This window comes from Pseudoflavonifractor sp. An187 (assembly GCF_002160275.1).
GTDB classification, from domain to species: Bacteria; Bacillota; Clostridia; order Oscillospirales; family Oscillospiraceae; genus Enterenecus; species Enterenecus faecium.
In genome coordinates this window covers 25,817-47,245 of sequence record NZ_NFKG01000019.1, presented here as the reverse complement: position 1 = coordinate 47,245, position 21,429 = coordinate 25,817, and the positions used below count along the sequence as shown (strand labels likewise).

The following is a 21,429-nucleotide window of genomic DNA, read 5'->3' as shown; positions in this document are numbered from 1 at the left end:
GGTGATGGTGAGGGTGAAGGACTCGCCCTCGGTGACAGCGGTGGTGCCAGCGGGAGACACGGTGCCGCCCTCATTGGCGGTCACGGTGACGTTGCAGGTCTGGTAGTCGATGTTCTTGGGGGTGATGACCAGCTTGTCCAGCTGGGGAGACTTCTTGGCGGGGCCGGTGAACACCAGGGTGCCAGCGCCAGCCTCGGTGACCTCGATGTCAAAGGTGACGGTGTGGGTGGCGGTGGCGCTGTCCCCGGCGCCAGCGGAGACGGTGCCGGAGGTGATCTTACCGTCCGCCTCGCTCCAAGCCAGGGAGTTGTTGGTGTCGCCGCTGCGGTAGGTGGCGGTGACGGTGTAGGTGCCGGTGCGGTCGGCCACATAGGGGAAGGAGATGGTGTCGTTCTGGTTCAGGCAGTTGACGAACTTGCCGTGGCTGGCCCAGCTGGCCTCAGAGACCTGGAGGGGCCAAGTCTCGCCCTCGCCGGTGTTCTTGAGAATGGCGAACTCAGCTTCCACGGTGTAGGTGGAGTTGGGCTGCCAGGGGAAGGGCACGGGGTCGTCAGCGGAGTACTGCTCACGCTCCACCAGAGCGCTCTTGGCGGCCTGGATGGCGGCCACAGCCTGGGCCATAGCCTCCTGGTCGGCATCGGTGGCAGCCAGCAGCTCCTTGCCCTGAGCCACGGCCTGGGCGTAGGCGTCCCAGCCGGAGGAGTACCACTCGCCCAGCTTGCCCTCGGCCTCATTCACCAGGGCCTCCAGCTGCTCGCGAGAGGCGGAGTCCATATCCTTGATGGTGACGGTGGCCACAGGGTTGAAGCCCAGGATGACGTCCTTGTCGGCGGAGGACAGCTCGATGGTGAACTCCCGGTCGCCGGTGATGTTGGTGTTGCGGCGGGTCTCCACCGGAGCGGTTTTCTCGGTCTCACCGGGCTGGAAGGTGACCTCGGTGTTCAGCTCGGTGTTGAAGTCATCCTGAATGGCGGAGCCGGGGTTGGGGGACAGGCGCACGGTGACCGGCTCGTCGCTGGTGCCGCCCACGCGGACCAGCTTGACGTCCATGCGCTGGTCCTCGTTCATGGTGTAGCGGCTCTCCTCGATGCCGATCATGCCCTTGCCGCCGTTGTTGATGGTGTAGGCGGCCTCGATGCCGATGGCCTTGGAGGTGACCCGCAGCTCCAGGGTGTGCTCGCCGTCGGCCAGGTCCTCGGAGACGAAGATGTACTGACCCAGGGCACGGGCGGAGGCGTTGGTGTCGATGGTGGACACCTTCTCGCCGTCGATGTAGATGTCAGCCTTGCCGTGGTTGGGGTCCTTGGTACCCAGCAGGTAGATCTTGGAGCCGGTGAAGTTGACGGTGAAGGTAGCACCGGCGTTGGCCCACTTGTTGGTGCCGCCGATGAACTGGGAGCCAGTCTCGTCGGTCCAGCCGCTGGAGAACTGGAAGGCCCCATTCTTGATGTCGATGACGTCCATGCCATCGGGGGCAGCGCCGGAGAGCTCAAAGCCCTCGCTGGCCTTGTACACGCCCACCTCGCTGATCATGGGCACCTTGCCGTCGGGGGTGGACACGGTGATCCGCACCTGGTCGCCCCGGACTGCGCCGGTGCGCACCAGACGCTTGGCGCCGATGGTCTGGCCGGACTGCATCTCGTGCCACTCGCCGCTGGCATCGCGATACTCCACTTTGTAGGAGTTGATGCGCTGGCCGTTCTGGATGGCCTCTTCCACGCTCACCACGTCGAAGCTCTTCACGCCGCCCAGGTCGATGAGCAGGGTGCCCTCGTTGGTGCCGTCCTCGGTGGTCCAGTAGGTGGCGTCGTTGCCGTCGATGGTGTTGCCGGGCTTGTAGGCCACGTCATTGCCACGGACGTTGGTGGCCTGCACGGAGGTGGCCAGGTTCTTCTTAAAGGTCTCCTGGACGTTCTGGCCGAACTCGGTCACACGGTCCAGAATGGCCTGGTCCACGGTGCCCTGGTTGTTGGGGGGCACGTTGAGCAGGAAGGTGCCGTTGTGGCCCACGGAGCGGAAGTACATCTCGCCCAGGGCGGCAATGGTCTTGGGGGTGTTCTTGGTGGTGCCCCAGAACCAGCCGGAAGTGATGCGGGCGTCACACTCAGGCACGGTCCACTGGTTGCCGTTTTCCAGGCCCACGGTGTAGCCGCCCTGAGAGCCGCTGTTGATGGTGTTGTTGTCGTAGTTCACCATGGACTTGGACCAGGTGTCGTCGGCGGCGTAGCCGTTCTCGTTGCCGATCCAGCGCACGGTGGTGTAGGCCTCAGCGCCGAAGAGCATACAGTCGGCCTCATAGCCGGCCTTCTTGCCCTCGTTGCTCTGAATGGTGTTAAACCACTTCTGGAAGTCGTACTCCTGAGCGTTGGCGCCGGAGCCCTTGGCGCCGTCCATCCACACCTCGACGAAGTGGCCGTCGTTGCCGTACTTGTCGTTGCCCAGGATCTCCTGGAGCTGGTTGTTGTAGTACTCGTTGTAGTCCAGCACGTCGTTTTCCTTGCTGGTGGGGTTGCCGTTGGCGTCGTAGTAGCCGTAGCTGTCGTCGTGGATATCCCAGGGAGACAGATACAGGCCCATGTTCATGTCGTACTTGGTGCAGGCCTCGGACAGCTCAGCCAGAATGTCGCCCTGGCCGTTTTTGTAGCTGGTGTTGGCCACATCGTACTCGGTGTAGGCACTGTTCCAGATACAGAAGCCGTCGTGGTGCTTGGCGGTGACGATGAGCATCTGGAAGCCGGCGTCCTTCAGAGTCTTGACCATGGTGTCAGCGTCGAAGTCGGTCTCCAGCTTGAAGATCTCATCGGGGGTCTTGTCCCCGTAGTGCTCGCCCCACTCGATCTCGTTGAAGGTGTTGGGGCCAAAGTGGCAGAATGCGGACAGCTCTGCCTTCTGATACCAATACTGATTGGCGTTGGGCAAAACGGTGTCCGGGGTGGGGGCTGGGGTGGCGTTGTCGGTGAGAGACGCATCCCCGATGTAGGTGGGCTCTGCGGCCCAAGCCGTCGGGAAGCTGGTGCCTACCACAGTAGAGGCCAGCATGGTCCCCGCCAAAGCCAGAGCCAAACCGCGCTTAGCAGGACGTTTTCCTTTCATGTACATTCCTTCCTTTCATACGTGCGGCACGTTGTGGGACACGCGCCGTTTTTCATTTATATCATACCATACCCCACTTGCCATCGGTACATGTTCTTGTGCGAAATCCCAAATTTGTGAGGTTCGGCAGATTTAAGTATAATTTTTTGTAAAAATTAGATAATATTTCTTCCAGAAACAGGGATTCCCGCTGGTTCCACGGCGGACAAATATTTTTGCATCTTGCACAACGCCCCGGCCTACCTGTTTATAAGGTAGACCGGGGCGCTATTTTATCCCACTTGATAGACTTGTCGGTCGTGGAACTCCTGGGTCTTGCCGTCGTTCCAGTTCTGCACCGGGCGGTAGTATCCGGTGATGCGGCTGTACACCTCGGCGGGCTTGCCGCAGTGGGGGCAGGTGAACTGCTCCCCGGGCAGGTATCCGTGGTCGGCGCACACCGAGTAGGTGGGGGAAATGGTGTAGTAGGGCAGCTTGTAGTGCTCGGCGATTTTGCGCACCAGGGCGGCGGCAGACTGCCAGCTGGGCAGTTTCTCCCCCAGGAAGGCGTGGAACACCGTGCCGGAGGTGTAGAGCACCTGGAGCTGGTCCTGCACGTCCAGGGCGGCGAACAGGTCGTCGGTGCACCCCACGGGCAGATGGGAGGAGTTGGTGTAGTAGGGGGTGCCGTGGTCGTTGGCGGTGCGGATGAGGGGGTATTTCTCCTTGTCGTGCTTGGCAAAGCGGTAGGTGGTGGACTCTGCCGGGGTGGCCTCCAGGTTAAAGAGGTCCCCATACTGCTCCTGGTAGTCGGACAGGCGCTCCCGCATGTGGGTGAGCACCTCCACGGCGAAGGCCTGGGTGTCCGGGTGGGTGAGGTCGTGGTGCAGCCAGGGGGCGTTGAGGCCCACCTCGTTCATCCCCACCAGGCCGATGGTGGAGAAATGGTTGCGGAAGGTGCCCAGATAGTGGCGGGTGTAGGGATACAGGCCGTTTTCCATCAGCTGGGTGATGACGGTGCGCTTGGTGTGCAGGGACCGGGCGGCCAGGTCCATGAGGTGGTCCAGCCGCTGATAGAACTCCTCCGGGTCCTTGGAGAGGTAGGCGATGCGGGGCAGGTTGATGGTCACCACCCCCACGCTGCCCGTGGACTCGCCGGAGCCGAAGTAGCCCCCGGACTTCTTGCGCAGCTCCCGCAGGTCCAGCCGCAGGCGGCAGCACATGGAGCGCACATCGGAGGGCTCCATGTCCGAGTTGATGTAGTTGGAGAAATAGGGGGTGCCGTACTTGGCGGTCATCTCAAAGAGCAGCTTGTTGTTCTCCGTCTCCGACCAGTCGAAGTCCCGGGTGATGGAGTAGGTGGGAATGGGGTACTGGAAGCCCCGGCCATTGGCGTCCCCCTCAATCATGATCTCCAAAAAGGCCCGGTTGACCATGTCCATCTCCTTTTTGCAGTCCCCATAGGTGAAGTCCATGAACTTCCCGCCCACAATGGCGGGCTGTCCCGCCAGATCGGGGGGCACCGTCCAGTCCAGGGTGATGTTGGTAAAGGGGGCCTGGGTGCCCCAGCGGCTGGGGGTGTTCACCCCGTAGACAAAGGACTGGATGCACTGTTTTACCTCGTGCTGGCTCAGATGGTCCACCCGGACAAAGGGGGCCAGATAGGTGTCGAAGGAGGAGAAGGCCTGGGCTCCAGCCCACTCGTTTTGCATGATGCCCAGGAAGTTCACCATCTGATTGCACAGGGTGGACAGGTGACGGGCGGGGGACGAGGTGATCTTCCCCGGCACGCCCCCCAGCCCCTGGTAGATGAGCTGTTTCAGGGACCACCCGGCGCAGTACCCGGTGAGCATGGACAGGTCGTGGAGGTGCAGGTCCCCGTCCCGGTGGGCCTGGGCCACCTCCTGGTCGTAGATTTCGCTGAGCCAGTAGTTGGCGGTGATGGCCCCGGAGTTGGACAGAATGAGGCCCCCCACCGAGTAGGTGACGGTGGAGTTCTCCTTCACCCGCCAGTCGTTGATGCGCAGATAGTTGTCCACCAGCTCCTTGTAGTTGAGGAGGGTGGACGAGGCGTGGCGCACGTTTTCCCGCTGCTTGCGGTAGAGAATGTAGGCCTTGGCCACCTGGTCATACCCCGCCTGGATGAGCACCACTTCCACGCTGTCCTGGATGTCCTCCACGGCGATGAGGTCGTTTTGAATCTTGGGCTGAAAATCTGCCGTCACCCGCAGCGCCAGCAGCTCCACCACCTCCGGGTGGGCCTGCTGCCCCTGGGCCTCAAAGGCCTTCGTCATGGCGGCGATGATCTTGCTTAATTGAAAGGGAACGGTGGAGCCGTCCCGCTTGGTCACTTGGTACATAGGCCACGCTCCTCTCTGTGTGTTTGCGGTTGCCGCCCCGCGGGCGGTGCTCTTTCATGATAGCACGCCCCCTGACGAAAATCAACATATATTGCTGTGTTATATTTTGGACACAAGATATTGTGTATTCAAGCGTGTCCCTGCCAGGGACGCTCCGCTGGGCCCCATTTCTCGCCGATGAGAAATGGGGGAAAGAATCGCCAAAGGCGGGGCCTTCCCCCGCCTTGTGGAATCCACCCCGCCGGTACGGGGCTGCCTGATGCGTCTTTCTCTTCTCGGCCCTGGTCCGGTGGGGTCACATAGATAGACTGTCTTTCTACAGAATGCACCTGCTTCTCTGAAAAATGCTACTTCTACTCCCAGGGCCTCACCCTGGTGAGCCGCTGTTCCCAGCGATCGGTGGCCTGGCTGACGGCGGCGGGAACGCCGCTTCTCCAGGGAAGGCCCGGAGGTGGAAACCGCCCAGCCATAGGGCCAGCTGCCATAGTGGCCTGGTGTGGTGGCAGTGGCAGGAGCCACAGCAAGGGTAACGGGCCGAACATAGGCTTGACATATTTACAGCCTCGTACCCCAGGGAGGTCCTTAGGGGGGAACGCCCTAAGCGGGTTTTGGTTCCTTTTGCCCGCACAAAAGGAACCCCCAGCGGGGAGCGTCACCCTTGACAACCCGGCTCCACCCGTCTACCATGAATGGGAGAACAAAAAAGGGGGAATTGCCATGACCATCGATGGATTTCAGCCCATGACCCTGCTGGACTTTCCCAACAAGGTGGGGTGCACCGTATTTTTGAAGGGCTGCAACTTCCGCTGCCCCTTCTGCCACAACGCCACCCTGGTGGAGCTGGAGAGGGAGCAGTCCGCTCCACCCCTGGCGTTGGAGAAATTCCGGGACTTTCTCCAACGGCGGCAGGGGCTGCTGGACGGGGTGTGCGTCAGCGGCGGCGAGCCCCTGTTGAATCCCCAGCTGCCCCAGCTGCTGGAGCTGGTCAAGGGCCTGGGCTATCTGGTGAAGGTGGACACCAACGGGAGTTTTCCACAGCGGCTTGTGGAATTGTGGAAGTCTGGCCTGGTGGACTACGTGGCCATGGACATCAAAAATAGCCCCGCCCGGTACGCCGAGACCGTGGGCGTGGAGGGGCTGGACCTCTCCCCCATCCGGGAGAGCGTTTCCTGGCTGCTGGAGGGCCGGGTGGACTACGAATTTCGTACCACCGTGGTGCGCCAGTTCCACGATGCCCAGTCCTTTGCAGAGATTGGGCCCTGGATTGCCGGGGCCAAGCGGTATTACCTCCAGACCTTCACCCACCGGGACACGGTGCTGCGCCCGGGCCTCTCCGCCTGGGATGGGGAGACCATGGAGGGCTTTGCCGCCCAAATGCGCCCCTATGTCTCCCACGTCGAAGTGCGTTGAAGGGGGTCGAACGGTTCCATCTTTACATTTTGTATCAAACAAGGTATGATGTTACCGACAATTTATGACCTTCTCCCGCCCCAGGCGGGGGAACTGTTCGAGGTGACAATATGGAAATCAAACGCATGCAATTGGGCATGATTCAAACCAACTGTTATATCTTCTGGGACGAGAACACCCTGGACTGCGCCGTGGTGGACCCCGGCGACGACGGGGAGCAGGTGGCCGCTTTCATCCAGGGCCGTGGCCTGAATCCCGTGGCCATCCTCCTCACCCACAGCCACTTTGACCACATCCTGGGCATTCCCGGCCTGCGTTCTCAGTGGCCCAACCTGCCCGTATACTGCCACCCGGCGGATGTGAACCCCGACGAGACCACCACTTCCCTGTTCGGTACCACCTTCCCCAGCGTCAGCTCCTTTGGGAACGTGCTGCCCTACCAGGAGGGGGACACCGTGCCCGTAGGCGGCCTCACCGTCCACGTGCTCCACACCCCCGGCCACACCCCCGGCGGCGTGGTGCTCCAGGTGGAAGACGCCCTGTTCACCGGAGACACCCTCTTTGAGGGCTCCATGGGCCGCACCGATTTGGAGGGTGGCAGCGAGACTCAGCTGCTCCATTCTCTCAAGCGCCTGGCCCAGCTGCCCGGGGACTGGCGGGTGTTCCCCGGCCATGAGGGCTCCTCGACCCTGGAGCGGGAGCGCACCACCAACTTCTGCATGCTGGAGGCCATGAGACGGGGATGAAGCTGTATTTGGTGGGCCACCAGTACCAGTACGCCGTGGAACAGATGATGATGACCCTGTTCCCCGGCCAAAAACCCGAATATCCCGACACACCACCCACCTGGGACCAGTCCATGGCCCAGGTGGAACTGTTCACCCGGGGGCATGCCGTGGTGGCCCATGCCAAGCTGTGGTGGGACGGAGGTGTGTACGAGGCTGAGCGCAGCGAGCCGGAGACCAACCTCACCGGCGGGCTGGAGGACGACCGGGTGCGCCAGCGCATTGTTCGCCTGGCCTTCTACGACGCCGGAGTGGCCGCCCTGGGCCAAGAGCCCCCCTGGGGAGCCCTTACCGGGGTGCGCCCGGTGAAGCTGCCCACCCGCCAGATGGTAGCGGGAGACACCCCCCAGCAGGCCCGGGACACCCTCACAAGCCTCTACCGGGTCAGCCCCTCCCGGGCGGACCTGGCCATGGACTGTGCCCACGCTGCCCTGTCTGTCATCCGCAGCCTGGAGCCTAAGCAGCTCTCCCTCTACGTGGGTATTCCCTTCTGCCCCACTCGGTGCGCTTACTGCTCCTTCATCTCCGCCGATGTGAAGGGGGCGCTGGCCCTGGTGGAGCCCTACGTGGACGCTCTGTGCCGGGAGATTGAGGAGGCCGGGGCGCAGCTCAGAGCCCACGGCGTCACCGTCAAGACCGCCTACATGGGAGGCGGCACCCCCACCACCCTGTCTGCTGCGCAGATGGACCGGGTGCTCACTCACATGGAGCAGCACTTACCTCTGGAGGGGTGCGTGGAGTTCACAGTGGAGGCGGGCCGCCCCGATACCATTACCCGGGAAAAGTTGGAGGTCTTGAAGGCCCACCACATCCACCGCATCTCCATCAACCCCCAGACCATGGAGGACTCGGTGCTCATCGAGATGGGCCGGGCCCACACCGCCGCCCAGATCGTGGATGCCATGGCATTGGCCAAGGACGCCTACGGCGGCATGGTAAATATGGATTTGATTGCAGGCCTGCCCACCGACACCGTGGAGGGCTTTGCCCGCACCCTGGAGCAGGTGGTGGCCATGGACCCCGCCAACATCACCGTCCACACCCTGGCCCTGAAAAAGGGGGCCAAGCTCATGGAGGAGCAGGGCAAGCTGTGCACCCCCCAGGAAGTGGCGGACATGCTGGCCTATGCCGAGAACACCCTGCGGGGAGCGGGATATGTGCCCTACTACCTGTACCGGCAGAAGTACATGTCCGGCTCTTTTGAAAATGTGGGCTGGGCAAAACCTGGGGCCGAGTGCGCCTACAACATCATCATGATGGAGGAGTTGCAGTCGGTGCTCTCCCTGGGCGCGGGCGGCATCACCAAGCTGGTCAACCCCGCCACGGGGAAGATTGACCGTTTGTCCAACCCCAAGTACCCCAAGGAGTATTTGGAGAGCTGGGAGCGGATTTGCCAGCATAAGGCCCAGGCGGCGGAGTTTCAACTTCATTTGAATGGTTGAGGTTACCTGGTCCCTTTTCAAGATAAGTAGTGATGGCTTAAACTCCGTCGGTTTCACGAAACACGGATGGCTAAGGCGCTGGCCTTGTAGGTAGCATATAGATATGATAAGTTAAAATGAAAAAATTTTATGGCGGGAACATAATATTACGGTCTATCAAAAAAAGCCATACTGGCATGCCGAAATGACATGGCTTTGTTTGTAGCTCCATGGTATAATTTTCTCAAAATTATATTGCCAGAGCGACATCGGAAGTGGAGGGGGCATTTTATGAGGCAATTTGGTGTTCAAATGATAGATAATTCTATTTCATCACAATGGTGGAAAAAGATAATGGAACATTTTATAAGAGTCGGAGATACATTTGAAATTCGCTGTTGGAGAGAAGAAACTGCCGAGATTCGGGAAGCTTCTTTATATGGTACTGCCATTGATGATAAATATGAAGTATCCATTAAGGGAATGGTAACAAAAGAGATGCTTGAAAAATTGCTGACAGAAGAACCTACCGATAGAAGCATGTATAACAAAATGACAAAATATTTTACAATTCATGTGGCAAATAATTTATGCGATATCTGGAGCGAGCATTACGGGACAGAGATGGTAATAGATATAATAGCCGATGCGGATATAGAATTTTTTGAGCAGGTAATGGGACAATATCCCGAAAGTTTTAGCATGGGAATAGGCTAACAGCAACTTCCCATTTATTGGGTGATTGACCACCAAATTAAATAATTGAATATCATCAACTAGGGCAGCTGTTTTTATGTCAGAAAGTGGCTGCCCTTTCCAATATGTCTACAGGTGATATTTAGTTAAAATGACGGAATATTTCAATTTTCCTTGATATCACTACTTTCCTTAAAAAGGGAGGTTACCTGTAATGTATTGACATCATTTTCCTGTAGAAGTATAATGTGTGGTAACAACCTTACCGCATCACTTTGAGGAAAGGAGAGACCATAGGACTCCTTTTTAGGGGCTTTATGGGAAAGATTATGAAAACAAAGAGGTACCTTGCTCTGACCATTGCTTTGGTTCTGCTCATTGCGCTGTTTCCTGCAACAGCGTGGAACCAGGCCATAGCTGCTCCCGCCAACGATACAGTGGACATTTCTGACCCTGCTTTTTTGGCCTACCTGAACAGTGAACTGGACGAAAGCAGACCCAGTGACACACCCATTACCCAAGAAGAAATGGCCAGTTTCACCTCCATCGATACTCGGTGGACGGAAGAGTCGATCAGCAGCATCAAAGGCATTTCTGCTGCAGTGAATCTGAAACGGCTGGCAGTATCCGGGGATATAACCGGTTTGGAGGATATTGCTGCGCTGGAGAATTTGACGTCTCTGACGGTAACGGAAAATGAAAATGTGGAAGATTTGACCTTTTTGGGAGAGAAGCACAATCTGACTTCCTTGTCTGTGGGAGAAAACCCGAATATGACCTCTCTCCAAGGCTTGACTTCCAATACCTGTCCTTCCCTGTCCGTGCTCGATTTGTCTCTGAACTCCAATTTGGCGGATATTTCTGCTTTGGATCATGTAGCCTTCCCTGGGCTGACCAAACTGGATTTGGGTGACAGCCCTGAAATTTCCAGCATTTCTGCACTGTGTGGATATACCGCTCTGACCGATTTAAACCTGGAGAAGGTGAAAATTACAGAGGAAAACCGTGAGGACTATCGAAACGCAGTTGCCAGCCTAACAGCGCTGAAGTCCCTATATATGCCTTATTGTGGAGTTACGGATGCCGATGCTGAGGTAATGTTTGCGCCCCTGTCTCAGCTGAAAACTCTTGTCCTGAACGTCAATGATCTGACCAGTGTGGACTTTGTGGATACTATGTCCGCCAACCTTACCACGCTTGGTCTCTACGGCAACGAGATTACCGACATGGACAGCCTGAAAAAGTTTCAGGATCTGAAGACGTTGGGCTTTAGTGGAAACCATGTCACTGATTTCAGCTTTATTTCTGCGTTGCCCCAGCTGGGGAATGGTAGCATCCGCCATGAAGAGGGAACGGAAAGCTTCCCCTTTGTCTCCCAATTCCAAGTGGGAGATCCCTCTGACCGCATAGAACTCGGCAATGGCACCCTTACCATTGAAAATCCCTATGTGCAGCCCAATGGTGAGCCCATTTCCTTCGCAGAGGCTTTGCCTGCCCATGTGCTTGGACAGCCGGATGACTCTGGTTACACCATTTCTTATGACGAGGCGACAAACGAGATTACCCTGGAACATGTGAGTGGAGATGTGAGCTTCTATGTGAACTATCAGCTGCCCGCATCCAATGGGAAATTTAAGGTGTGTAAGCTGTTCATCAATGTGTACGCCGATCATCAGCACACCTGGTCTGCCACCACCTATACCTGGGCGGAGGATGGCAGTTCCTGCACGGCCTCCCGGGTGTGCGAAGACAATGCTGCCCATGTGGAACAGGCCACTGCTGTGATTGGCCAGCAGCAGACCAAGGAGCCCACGTGCACACAGGCTGGTGAGACGACCTATACCGCTAGGTTTGACCAGGATTGGGCTGTGACCCAGACTATGACCCTGGCCGATGTGGCCAAGCTGTCCCACAGTTACAGCCAGGCATGGCAGTGGGATGACACCAGTCATTTCCATAGCTGTGAGTTCTGTGGAGAAAAAGCAGATGCCGCTGCCCATACGTTCCAGTGGGTCACGGATACCCAGGCCGGAGAGAAGTACCAGAAGTGCACCGTGTGCGGCTATCAGTTGGCTGCGGAGCCTCTGCCCACCGCTTCCCCCGCTCCCTCTGCTACCCCCAATCCTGCTCCCTCCGCCACGCCTGCCCCCAGTCAGCCCCCTCAGACTGGAGATACCTCCTCTGTGCTGCTGTGGATTTCGGCCCTGGCTATGTGTTCGGTCCTGCTTCCTGCCCTGATCGCCTGGAAGCGAAATGTCAGATAATTTTCTGATCATCCCATCGGGACGCAGTAGCCGCTGCGTCCCGATTTTTTTTCAGGAAACCATTGACAACGCCCCCAGGCGTTGATATAATGTCAAAGCCGCTTTGAATGGGACATAAGTGAAGCACACGCTTCCTCCCCCGACAGCGAGCCCGTAATAAAGGAAAGGCAGGTGCAAAGTATGCACGCAATCATCGAGACCGGCGGCAAGCAGTACAAGGTGACCGAGGGCGACGTCCTCTACATCGAGAAGCTGGATGCCGAGGCCGGTAGCTCCATCACCTTCGACAAGGTTCTGGCTGTCCTGAACGGCGACAGCGCTACCTTCGGCGCTCCCGTTGTGGAGGGTGCCTCCGTCACCGCCAACGTGGTGAAGAACGGCAAGGGCAAGAAGGTGCTGGTCTTCAAGTACAAGCCCAAGAAGAACTACCGCCGTCGTCAGGGCCATCGTCAGCCCTACACCAAGGTGGAGATCACCAAGGTCAACGCCTGATTTAGGAGGCGCCATATGACCACCGTCACATTCCACGCAAGCAATGGCCGCATGGACGGCGTTGTGGTGGATGGACACAGCGGCTACGCCGATGCCGGGTCCGACATCGTCTGTGCCGCCATCTCCTCTACCGTGGGCCTTCTGGAGTGCACTTTGAATGAGGTGCTGGGTCTGGGGGCGCCGGTAAAGGTCAAGGAGGAGGAAGCCCACCTGTCTCTGCGGCTTCCTGCTGGCCTGAGCCAGGGAAATGAGCACACCAGCCAGAATCTGATGGTTGGCTTGATGGTCTATCTCCAGGCTCTGAGCCAGGAATACCCCGACAATCTCATCGTTCTGCTGGACGATGATGACGAGGACTGAGGTCCTCAATCAGCCTTTAGAAAGGACGGTAACGACTTATGCTGAAGATCAACATCCAGCTCTTCGCTCACAAGAAGGGCGGCGGCTCCACCAAGAACGGCCGTGACTCCGAGTCCAAGCGCCTGGGCGTGAAGCGTGCCGACGGTCAGTTTGTTCTGGCCGGCAACATTCTGGTTCGTCAGCGCGGCAGCCACATCCACCCCGGCACCAACGTGGGTAAGGGCTCCGACGACACCCTGTTCGCCCTGGTGGACGGCAAGGTGAAGTTCGAGCGCATGGGCAAGGACCGCAAGAAGGTCTCCGTGTACGAGATCGCTCAGTAATGCTGTTAAAACGTCCCGGACATAGCTCTTGTCCGGGACGTTTTTTAGTCGATGGAAATGCCAGCATTTCCATCGAGGGTTTGCAGCCCGCTGCATGCATAATTGGGTCAAAGGACGACCCAATTCCACACTGGCGGGCTCCAGAAGTGTCTTTTCCCATGCGCATGTCCTGGGAAAAGACGTGATTTTAATTTATTTCCCCGCCTGAAGGCGGGGAAACTCTGCCGAGGGCTTTTTGACCTGGGCGCTCAATCGAAATCTGTGCCGCAGGCACACCATACTTCTTCATTATTCATTATTCGTTATTCACTTTTTTCGAAATGGAGGTGCCTACCATGGCCAATCAATTCATTGATACCGCCCGAATCCTGGTGCGGGCCGGGGCGGGCGGCGGCGGCGCCGTCTCCTTCCACCGGGAGAAATACGTGGCCGCTGGCGGTCCCGACGGCGGTGACGGCGGACGGGGCGGCAACATCGTCCTCACCGTGGACCCCCACATGTCCACCCTCATGGACTTCCGCTACAAGCGCAAGTATGTGGCCGAAACCGGCATGAACGGCAGCGGCAAGCGCTGCACCGGCAAGGACGGGGCGGACCTGGTCATCAAGGTGCCTCGTGGCACCGTGGTGCGGGACGCTGAGACCAAGGAAATCATCTGCGACATGTCTGATGACAAGCCCTTTGTGCTGGCACGTGGCGGCAAGGGCGGCTGGGGCAACCAGCACTTTGCCACCCCCACCCGCCAGGTGCCCCGGTTTGCCAAGGCCGGCCTGCCCGGGCAGGAGCGGGACGTCATCCTGGAGCTGAAGCTGCTGGCCGATGTGGGCTTGGTGGGCTTCCCCAACGTGGGCAAGTCCACCCTCTTGAGCGTGGTCACCCGTGCCCAGCCCAAGATCGCCAACTACCACTTCACCACCCTCTTCCCCAACCTGGGCGTGGTGCCCATGGAGGAGGGCCGCTCCTTCGTGCTGGCCGACATCCCCGGCATCATTGAGGGCGCCGCCGAGGGTGCTGGCCTGGGCCACGACTTTTTGCGCCACATTGACCGCTGCCGCCTCCTGATCCACGTGGTGGACGTGTCTGGCAGCGAGGGCCGGGACCCGGTGGAGGACTTCGACACCATCTGCACCGAGCTGGAGCAGTGGTCCCCCGAGCTGGCTTCCCGCAAAATGCTGGTGGCCGCCAACAAGGTGGACGTGATGGAGGACCCCGAGCTGCTGGAGCGGCTGCGGGCCCACGTGGAGGCCAAGGGCTGCCGTCTCTTTGAGATGTCGGCGGCCACCCACCAGGGCACCAAAGAGCTGATGTACGCTGCCGCCGACGAGCTGGCCCACCTCCCCCCCATCCTGGTGTTCGAGCCCACCTTTGTGGAGCGTCCCCCCGAGGTGGACACCTCCGCCCCCCTGGAGATCACCCGGGACGACGACGGCACCTGGCTGGTGGACGGGCCCTGGCTGCGCCAGCTCATGGCCAACGTCAACTTCTCCGACTACGAGAGCCGCAACTGGTTCGACAAGCGGCTGCGGGAAGCGGGCGTCTTCGACCAGATGGAGGCCAAGGGCGTCACCGACGGCGACCTGGTGTGCCTGTACAACCTGGAATTCGAGTATCAGAAGTGAGAAAAACACCCTGGAAGCGATGGCTTCCAGGGTGTTTTTTAGTGCGCATTTTCGTCAATAAACCGGGGTTCCAGCTTGGAATAGACAATTTTCTGGCTGGAGTACAACGAGAACTTGCCGCTGAGCAGGTAGCTGAGGGCACAGGCCAGGGCAAAGAACAGAAGCCCCTCACTGCCGAACAGCTCCACACTCAAAAAAATGCTGGCCAGGGGGCAGTTGACCACCCCGCAAAAGAGGGCGATCATACACACCGCCGCCCCAAAGCCCGGGTCTACCCCCAGCAGCGGGGCCACGGCACAGCCGAAGGTGGCCCCCACAAAGAAGGTGGGCACGATTTCGCCGCCCCGGTAGCCCGCCCCCAGGGTGAGGGCGGTGAGCAGCAGTTTCAAGGCAAAGGCCCAGGGCACGTGCACGGTGCCCTCATCCACCGCCAGGGCGATGATGTGTCCCCCTGCCCCGTTGTAGTCGCCGCTGCCCTCCAGCAGGCTGATGGCCACCACCAGCACGCCGCCCACCACGGCCCTCAGATAGGGATTGGGGAAGGTGTGGGCGTACCAGTGCCCGGTCTGGTGCACCACCACGCAGAAGGTCATGGCCAGCAGGGCGCACCCCACCCCCAGTACCCCGATCTGGGCCAGAGACGCCGCGCCCAGGGTGGGAATGGCGTCCAGGGTGTAGTGCTCCCCTTCCACCCCCAGCAGGACGGTGACCCCCGTGGACACCAGGGCGGTGAGCAGACAGGGGAACAAGGCGGAGTAGTGGACGATGCCCACGCTCACCACCTCCATGGCAAACACCGTGGCGGTGAGTGGGGTGCCAAACAGGGCGGCAAACAGGCCGCTCATGCCGCACATGACCTCCACATTCATCTGGCGTTCCCCCAGGTGCACCCGCTGGCCCACCTGGCAGGCCAGACTGCCGCCAATTTGCAGGGCCGCTCCCTCCCGGCCCGCACTGCCGCCGGTGAGGTGGGTGAGCACCGAGCCGATGAAAATGAGTGGGGCCAGGCGCAGGGGTGGCCGCTGGCCGGAGCGCACGCTGGCGATGATCTGGTTGGTGCCGCTGTCATTTGCCATGCCACAGACCTGGTACAGCCACACAATGGCCAGGCCCGCCAGGGGCATACACCACAGCAGCCAGGGGTGCTGCCCCCGCCATGCGGTCACCAGAGTGATGGCATGAGAAAAGGCGGATCCCGCCGCCCCGCATACCACGCCCGTGAGGGCCGCCAACACGGTCCAGTGGACCCAGGCCCCCGCCGTGGGGCTGACCCTGCCCCAGAAATCCCTCGCTTTTTCTCTCATATCCTCCCGCCCTTTTTGTGTTTCATTGACACTTTGGATTATATTCTACCCCCCAAAGACTGTCAAGGGCGGGGGAAGCCGCAGCTCCCCCCGCCCGGGGTATGTGGGTTCAGCCGCCACGGGTGAAGGTCACTTCACCCAGACTGACGTTGCTGAAATCCATATTTAACTTGTCGCCGTCCAAAGTGTAGGGGGTGGCCCCATCGCTGCCCGGCTCCGTGTCCTTGTCATCGGAGGTGTACATCTGATTCCCCTCCAGCCGGTACTGGCCCTCCGTCTGAATCTGCTGGACTACGGAGGAGCTCAGCTGGCTCAGGCTGTCCCGCATCAGCTGTGTGAAGCTCTCCCGGTCCATGCCGGACTGGGCCAGGGCCTCATCCACCGTCATGTTGGTGATCCCCTGGTCTTTGAGCTCCTGCTCCAGATAGACCAGGGTGGCGTCCACCGTCTTCTGGATCAGCGCATCCATGCTCTCGTCCAGCTTCTCCTGGTCCACCGTCATGGTGTAGGTGTTGTCATCCCGGAACTCCATCTCCAGGGGAATGTAGAAGTTCTCTAGCTCCAGCTCGTCGGCGATCTCGGGGGCGGTCACCCGCATTCCCTCCACCACCTGGTCCATCACATCCACCTGGCCGGACCAGGCGCCCACCAGGTCCTCCTTGGGGTCGTTGCCGCCGCAGGCGGCCAGGGTCAGAGTCAGTCCTAAGGCCAGAGGCAATGCCATCCATCTGTGTTTCATGGTTCATAACTCCTTTCCTCGTCTCTCTTGGGCGCATAGCTGCGCTTTTTGCTTCCATCATATCATACGTGTGCATATCTTTCAAGCAGGGCCCAGGATGTTACAAATTTTTTGGATTATTTGACGTGATTTGTCTGGAGAATTTGGCGGTTTTGCCCCGGATTTTCGCGGTTGCTGCCGGTTCAACCGCTCTCTTTTGGCCCGAGTTTCTGCCATATGGAGGATTTTTCCGGCTTTTTGCAGCCAGAGGGTTCCTGTGCTGCCTGGGGCAAAGAAACTTTGAAAAATTTTTCACAACCCCCTTCCATTTGGCTGGAATGTGATGTATAATAGCCTTGCGCAAACGCGATCATCCAATTTTATAAGGAGTGATACCAATGAGCATTAAAGTAGGTATTAACGGTTTTGGCCGTATCGGCCGAATGGTTTTCCGCGCCAGCATCAATCATCCCGAGATCGAGATCGTGGGTATCAACGATCTGTGTCCCGCTGATTACCTGGCCTATATGCTGAAGTACGACACCATGCACGGCCACTTCGAGGGCGAGGTTTCCGCCACCGAGACCGGCATCGTTGTCAACGGCAAGGAGATCCCTGTCTTCGCCGAGCGTAACCCCGCTGACATTCCCTGGGGCAAGCTGGAGGCTGAGTACGTTGTGGAGTCCACCGGCCTGTTCCTGACCAAGGAGAAGGCTCAGGCTCACATCGACGCCGGCGCCAAGAAGGTCATCATGTCCGCTCCTTCCAAGGACGACACCCCCATGTTCGTGTGCGGCGTCAACCTGGACGCTTACACCTCCGACATGACCTTCGTGTCCAACGCTTCCTGCACCACCAACTGCCTGGCCCCCATCGCTAAGGTGCTGAACGACAACTTCGGCATCAAGGACGGCCTGATGACCACCGTGCACTCTGTCACCGCTACCCAGAAGACCGTTGACGGTCCCTCTCTGAAGGATTGGCGCGGCGGCCGTGCTGCTACCGGCAACATCATCCCCTCCTCCACTGGCGCTGCTAAGGCCGTGGGCAAGGTCATCCCCGCTCTGAACGGCAAGCTGACCGGTATGTCCATGCGTGTTCCCACCCTGGACGTGTCCGTGGTCGACCTGACTGTCAACCTGGAGAAGCCCGCCACCTACGCTGAGATCTGCGACGCCATGAAGAAGGCTTCCGAGGGCGAGCTGAAGGGCGTTCTGGGCTACACCGACGAGGACGTGGTGTCCAGCGACTTCCTGGGCGATTCCCGCACCTCCATCTTCGATGCCAAGGCTGGTATCGCTCTGACCGACACCTTCGTGAAGGTCGTGTCCTGGTACGACAACGAGATGGGTTACTCCAACAAGGTTCTGGAGCTCATCAAGCACATGTACTCCGTGGACCACAAGTAAGAAAACCATTTCAAAGGGCTCTGCTTCGGCAGAGCCCTTTTTTTGCGCTTTTTTGGTTCCAAAAGGGGGAAGATTGACCTTCTCACCGGCTTGGTTCAGGCTTGCCAGCCTGGTGGGGACGCTTCCCGCTAGGGGTTTCTTTTGCCCGGTCAAAAGAAACCAAAACCCGCTTAGGGCGTTCCCCCCTAAGTACCCCCCTGGGGTACGAGGCTGGACCTGCGTCAATCCCACCGTCGGCCCTGGCCCCGGTGGGGTCACATAGATAGCCTGGCAAGTCTATGGAAAGCGCCCCTTCTCTGTAAGACGGTGCCTCTGTTCCTAGGGCCTCACCCCGGTGTGCGACGTTCCCGCCGCCGGAAGCCTGGCCACCGATCGCTGGGAACAGCGGCTCACCAGGGCAAGGCTCTGGCGGTAGAAGGATGCACCAGCAGAGAAGTAGGTGCAACCCGTAGACGGACAAGCCATCTATGTGACCCCACCAGAGTAAGGGCTGAAAAGAGGAAGGCGCACACTCTATCCAGTACCGCGGGGTGGATTCCACAGGGCGGGGGAAGGCCCCGCCTTTGGCGATTCTTTCCCCGATTTCTCATCGGGGAGAAATCGGGCCCAGCGGAGCGTCCCCACCAGGCTGGCAAGCCTGAACCAGCTTCCGGATAGGGACAGCACGCCATACCATACACACTAAAAAGCCCCAAGACCGTAGTCTCGGGGCTTTCCTTTGATGAAATTAGGCCAGGCTGTGCTCTTCCAGCCACACCATGAGGGTGGGCTGCCCCCGGCGGATGCGGCGGGTGCGCACGTGGAACACCACCAGCGTCAGGGCGGTGAACACCACAAACCACACCCCCAGATACACCAGGCAACCCGTGATGTCCTGGCCTCCGGCAATGGCGCTGCGGAAGGCCCGCACGGTGTAGGTGAAGGGTACCCAGCCGTTGAGGGCGGGGACGAAGGAGCCGGACAGTTCCAGGGGATAGGTACCCACCGAGCCCGCCAGCTGGAGTACCATGAAGATGAGCATCAGGAAGCTGCCCACCTTGCCCATCAGGCAGGTGAAGAAGTACATCACCGACATGAAGGTGAGGGCGGCCACCAGGGCCACCAGCACCGTGCGGCCCCAGTCCACGGGCTGGAATCCGTTGAACAGGTGGAGGCTGCCCAGCATCACCAGGGCCTCCGCAATGGCCACGGTGTACAGCACCGAGGCCTTGCTCCGCCACCAGGCAAAGCCGCTTTTCAGCTCGCCGCTGTACTGGGTCAGGGGATACATCAGGCTAAAGGCGATGCAGCCCACCCACAGGGCCACCGACATCATGTAGGGGGCCATGCCGTGGCCGTTGTTGGGCACCTGGGTGAGCTGGCTCTCCTGGGTGTCCACCGGGGCGGCCATCATGTCCGCCACCTCGTCTCCCGTGTTGGTGTCGGCAATCTCCTGAGCGCCCTCGGCCAGCTTGTCCTGGAGGGTGGCCGCTCCGTCCTCCAGAGCCTTTGCCCCGTCGGTGAGGGTCTGAGCCCCCTGGTGCAGCTGCCCGGCGGCGTCCTGAATCTGCACCGAGCCCTGGGTGAGGGCGTCCATGCCCTCCGTCAGCTGGGCCTTGTTGTCCATGAGCTGGCCAGCGCCGTCCACCAGACTCTGGGTGCCCTGGTGGAGCTGGGCGGCGCCCTGGTACAGCTTGTCCACCCCCTGGGTGAGGGCGGGAAGCTGGCCCTGCATCTGGGTCACGCCCTGGGACAGCGTCTCACTGCCCTGGGCCAGAGTGTCGAGGCCCTGTTGCAGCTGGGCAGCGCCGGAGCGCAGGGGAGTGGTGCCCTGGTCTTTCAGCTGTCCGGCCCCCTGGGCGGCCTGAGCAATGCCCTGGGTGAGGGCAGGGGCCTGCTGATTGAGCTGGCCCAGCCCCTGGGACAGCTGGTCCGCCCCCTGTTGCAGCTGGCCCACCAGGGCTTGCAGCTGCTCCCCACTCACTTGGCCGCTCTGGATGGCCAGAGACAGCCCCTGTAGGCCCTGCTCCAACTGCTTGGCTCCTTGGGCCAGGGCCTGGGCGTTCTGGGGCAGATCGGCGGTCTGGCTTTGCAGGGTCTGGAGGCCCGCCAGGAGGGCCCCCAGGCTCTCATCCACCTGGGCGGCACCCTGGGATAGGGTACCGCTGCTGGACGCCGCCTGACCGGCTCCCTGGGCCAAATTCTGGGCTCCTGCTTGCAGCTGCTCCACGCCCTGGGTGAGGGGCTGGGTGGCCTGTTGGAGCTGGCCCAGCCCGTCCTCCAGCTGCTTGGCGCCGTCGTTGAGGGCTCCGCTGCCCTCTGCCACCTGGGTTACCCCCGCCAGATACTCGCCCAGGCCCTGGCTCAGCCGCTGGGAGCCGTCCACGAAGGTGAGGGAGCTCCCTGCCAGCTGCCCCAGATAGTCGGTGAGGGACTGGGCTCCCTGGGTGAGGGTGTTTGCCCCGTCTTTCAGCTCGCCGCTGCCGTCAGTGGCCTGGGTCATGCCGTCTCCCACCACGCCGATCTGCTCCAGCATGGTGGTGGCGTAGGTACGGGTCACTTCCTCCCGCACCCCCAGCTCCATCTCCTTCATGGCGCTCTCACTGAGCTTGGAGGCGATGTAGTTGGTGCCGGGGTTGGTCTCGTACTTCAGCTCCATGGTCTGGGGGTGGGCCTCGGTGATGGAGGCGGCCCGCTGGGAGAAGTCCTCCGGGATGGTGATGACCATGTAGTAGGTGCCGTCCGCCAGCCCCTCCTGGGCCTCCTCCTGGCCCATGAAGTGGAAGTCCAGGGAGGCGTCCTCCTTCAGGTTGTCCACCAGGGACTGCCCGATGTGGTAGGTCTCCCCCTCCACCGTCACCGGCTGGTCCAGATTTACCACCGCCACCGGCAAATGCTCCACATTCCCGTAGGGGTCCCACATGGAGCCCAAAAACAGGGTGGTGTAGATGGTGGGAATGGCGATAATGGCCACCATCACCACCAACAGCAGCGGATTGTGCAGCAAACGCTTCCATTCTTGTCGTTTCAACGTCAAACCCTTCCTTCCAGGTTTTGTAGACATAGTGTCTACTATACATCTCGGTATTGTGATTTTTTACAAGAGGCATTATACTGGAGGGGATGAGACAACACAACCGACAATTGGTCGGCATTCTGTGGATTACTAGACAGAGTGACGACAGAATGTCCATTGTTCAAAAAAGATTTACAAGAC

At 59.8% G+C, this 21,429-nt stretch carries 15 protein-coding genes; 10 read left to right on the top strand and 5 right to left on the bottom strand.

From position 1 onward, the window contains the following. On the bottom strand, positions 1-3,093 hold a 3,093-nt coding region (locus B5F22_RS08760; protein ID WP_242955089.1), incomplete at its 3' end, for an alpha-L-fucosidase. Positions 3,094-3,365: 272 nt separating this feature from the next. Continuing rightward, positions 3,366-5,432 carry a ribonucleoside triphosphate reductase gene (locus B5F22_RS08755; protein WP_242955088.1) on the bottom strand — a complete coding sequence of 689 codons (2,067 nt, stop codon included), beginning with the start codon at positions 5,430-5,432 and terminating at the stop codon, positions 3,366-3,368. A gap of 717 nt (positions 5,433-6,149) precedes the next feature. On the opposite strand from B5F22_RS08755, the gene B5F22_RS08750 reads away from it, so the two are divergent. The 9 genes from B5F22_RS08750 to obgE all read left to right on the top strand — a co-directional run bounded on the left by B5F22_RS08750 (position 6,150) and on the right by obgE (position 14,802). Next, positions 6,150-6,842, top strand: coding sequence for an anaerobic ribonucleoside-triphosphate reductase activating protein (locus B5F22_RS08750; RefSeq protein WP_087392272.1), 693 nt, complete (start codon positions 6,150-6,152; stop codon positions 6,840-6,842). Between the two features lie 110 nt (positions 6,843-6,952). Next, positions 6,953-7,588 carry an MBL fold metallo-hydrolase gene (locus B5F22_RS08745; RefSeq protein WP_087392271.1) on the top strand — a complete coding sequence of 212 codons (636 nt, stop codon included), beginning with the start codon at positions 6,953-6,955 and terminating at the stop codon, positions 7,586-7,588. Then, complete coding sequence (gene hemZ, locus B5F22_RS08740) at positions 7,585-9,069, top strand: coproporphyrinogen dehydrogenase HemZ (RefSeq protein WP_087392270.1); 1,485 nt, start codon at positions 7,585-7,587, stop codon at positions 9,067-9,069. Before B5F22_RS08745 ends, hemZ begins: the two co-directional genes overlap by 4 nt. Before the next feature lie 270 nt (positions 9,070-9,339). Next, positions 9,340-9,765 (top strand): hypothetical protein, encoded by a 426-nt coding sequence (locus B5F22_RS08735; protein WP_087392269.1) that lies wholly within the window; start codon positions 9,340-9,342, stop codon positions 9,763-9,765. A gap of 581 nt (positions 9,766-10,346) precedes the next feature. After that, positions 10,347-12,008: a leucine-rich repeat domain-containing protein gene (locus tag B5F22_RS08730; RefSeq protein ID WP_158096668.1), complete on the top strand. Its 1,662-nt coding sequence runs from the start codon at positions 10,347-10,349 to the stop codon at positions 12,006-12,008. 180 nt (positions 12,009-12,188) lie between these two features. Next, positions 12,189-12,500 (top strand): 50S ribosomal protein L21, encoded by a 312-nt coding sequence (rplU, locus tag B5F22_RS08725; RefSeq protein ID WP_087233272.1) that lies wholly within the window; start codon positions 12,189-12,191, stop codon positions 12,498-12,500. Between the two features lie 15 nt (positions 12,501-12,515). After that, complete coding sequence (locus B5F22_RS08720) at positions 12,516-12,860, top strand: ribosomal-processing cysteine protease Prp (RefSeq protein WP_087392267.1); 345 nt, start codon at positions 12,516-12,518, stop codon at positions 12,858-12,860. A 38-nt stretch (positions 12,861-12,898) separates the two neighbouring features. Then, a complete protein-coding gene (gene rpmA / locus B5F22_RS08715; protein ID WP_087233266.1) occupies positions 12,899-13,183 on the top strand; it encodes a 50S ribosomal protein L27 in 285 nt (94 codons plus the stop codon). Between the two features lie 335 nt (positions 13,184-13,518). Then, positions 13,519-14,802, top strand: coding sequence for a GTPase ObgE (gene obgE, locus B5F22_RS08710; RefSeq protein WP_087392266.1), 1,284 nt, complete (start codon positions 13,519-13,521; stop codon positions 14,800-14,802). A 38-nt stretch (positions 14,803-14,840) separates the two neighbouring features. On the opposite strand, the gene B5F22_RS08705 is transcribed toward obgE, so the two are convergent. Both B5F22_RS08705 and B5F22_RS08700 read right to left on the bottom strand, forming a co-directional pair. Further along, entirely contained in the window at positions 14,841-16,106 is a 1,266-nt protein-coding gene (locus tag B5F22_RS08705; RefSeq protein WP_087392265.1) for a chloride channel protein, read from the bottom strand. 109 nt (positions 16,107-16,215) lie between these two features. Further along, positions 16,216-16,845, bottom strand: a complete 630-nt coding sequence (locus B5F22_RS08700) for a hypothetical protein (protein WP_087392264.1) — start codon at positions 16,843-16,845, stop codon at positions 16,216-16,218. Between the two features lie 377 nt (positions 16,846-17,222). Here B5F22_RS08700 and gap point away from each other — a divergent pair, with 377 nt between their 5' ends. Then, positions 17,223-18,233, top strand: a complete 1,011-nt coding sequence (gene gap / locus B5F22_RS08695) for a type I glyceraldehyde-3-phosphate dehydrogenase (protein ID WP_087233254.1) — start codon at positions 17,223-17,225, stop codon at positions 18,231-18,233. A gap of 727 nt (positions 18,234-18,960) precedes the next feature. Here gap and B5F22_RS08690 read toward each other — a convergent pair. After that, positions 18,961-21,243, bottom strand: a complete 2,283-nt coding sequence (locus tag B5F22_RS08690; RefSeq protein WP_158096667.1) for a YhgE/Pip domain-containing protein — start codon at positions 21,241-21,243, stop codon at positions 18,961-18,963. Positions 21,244-21,429 lie beyond the last annotated feature (186 nt).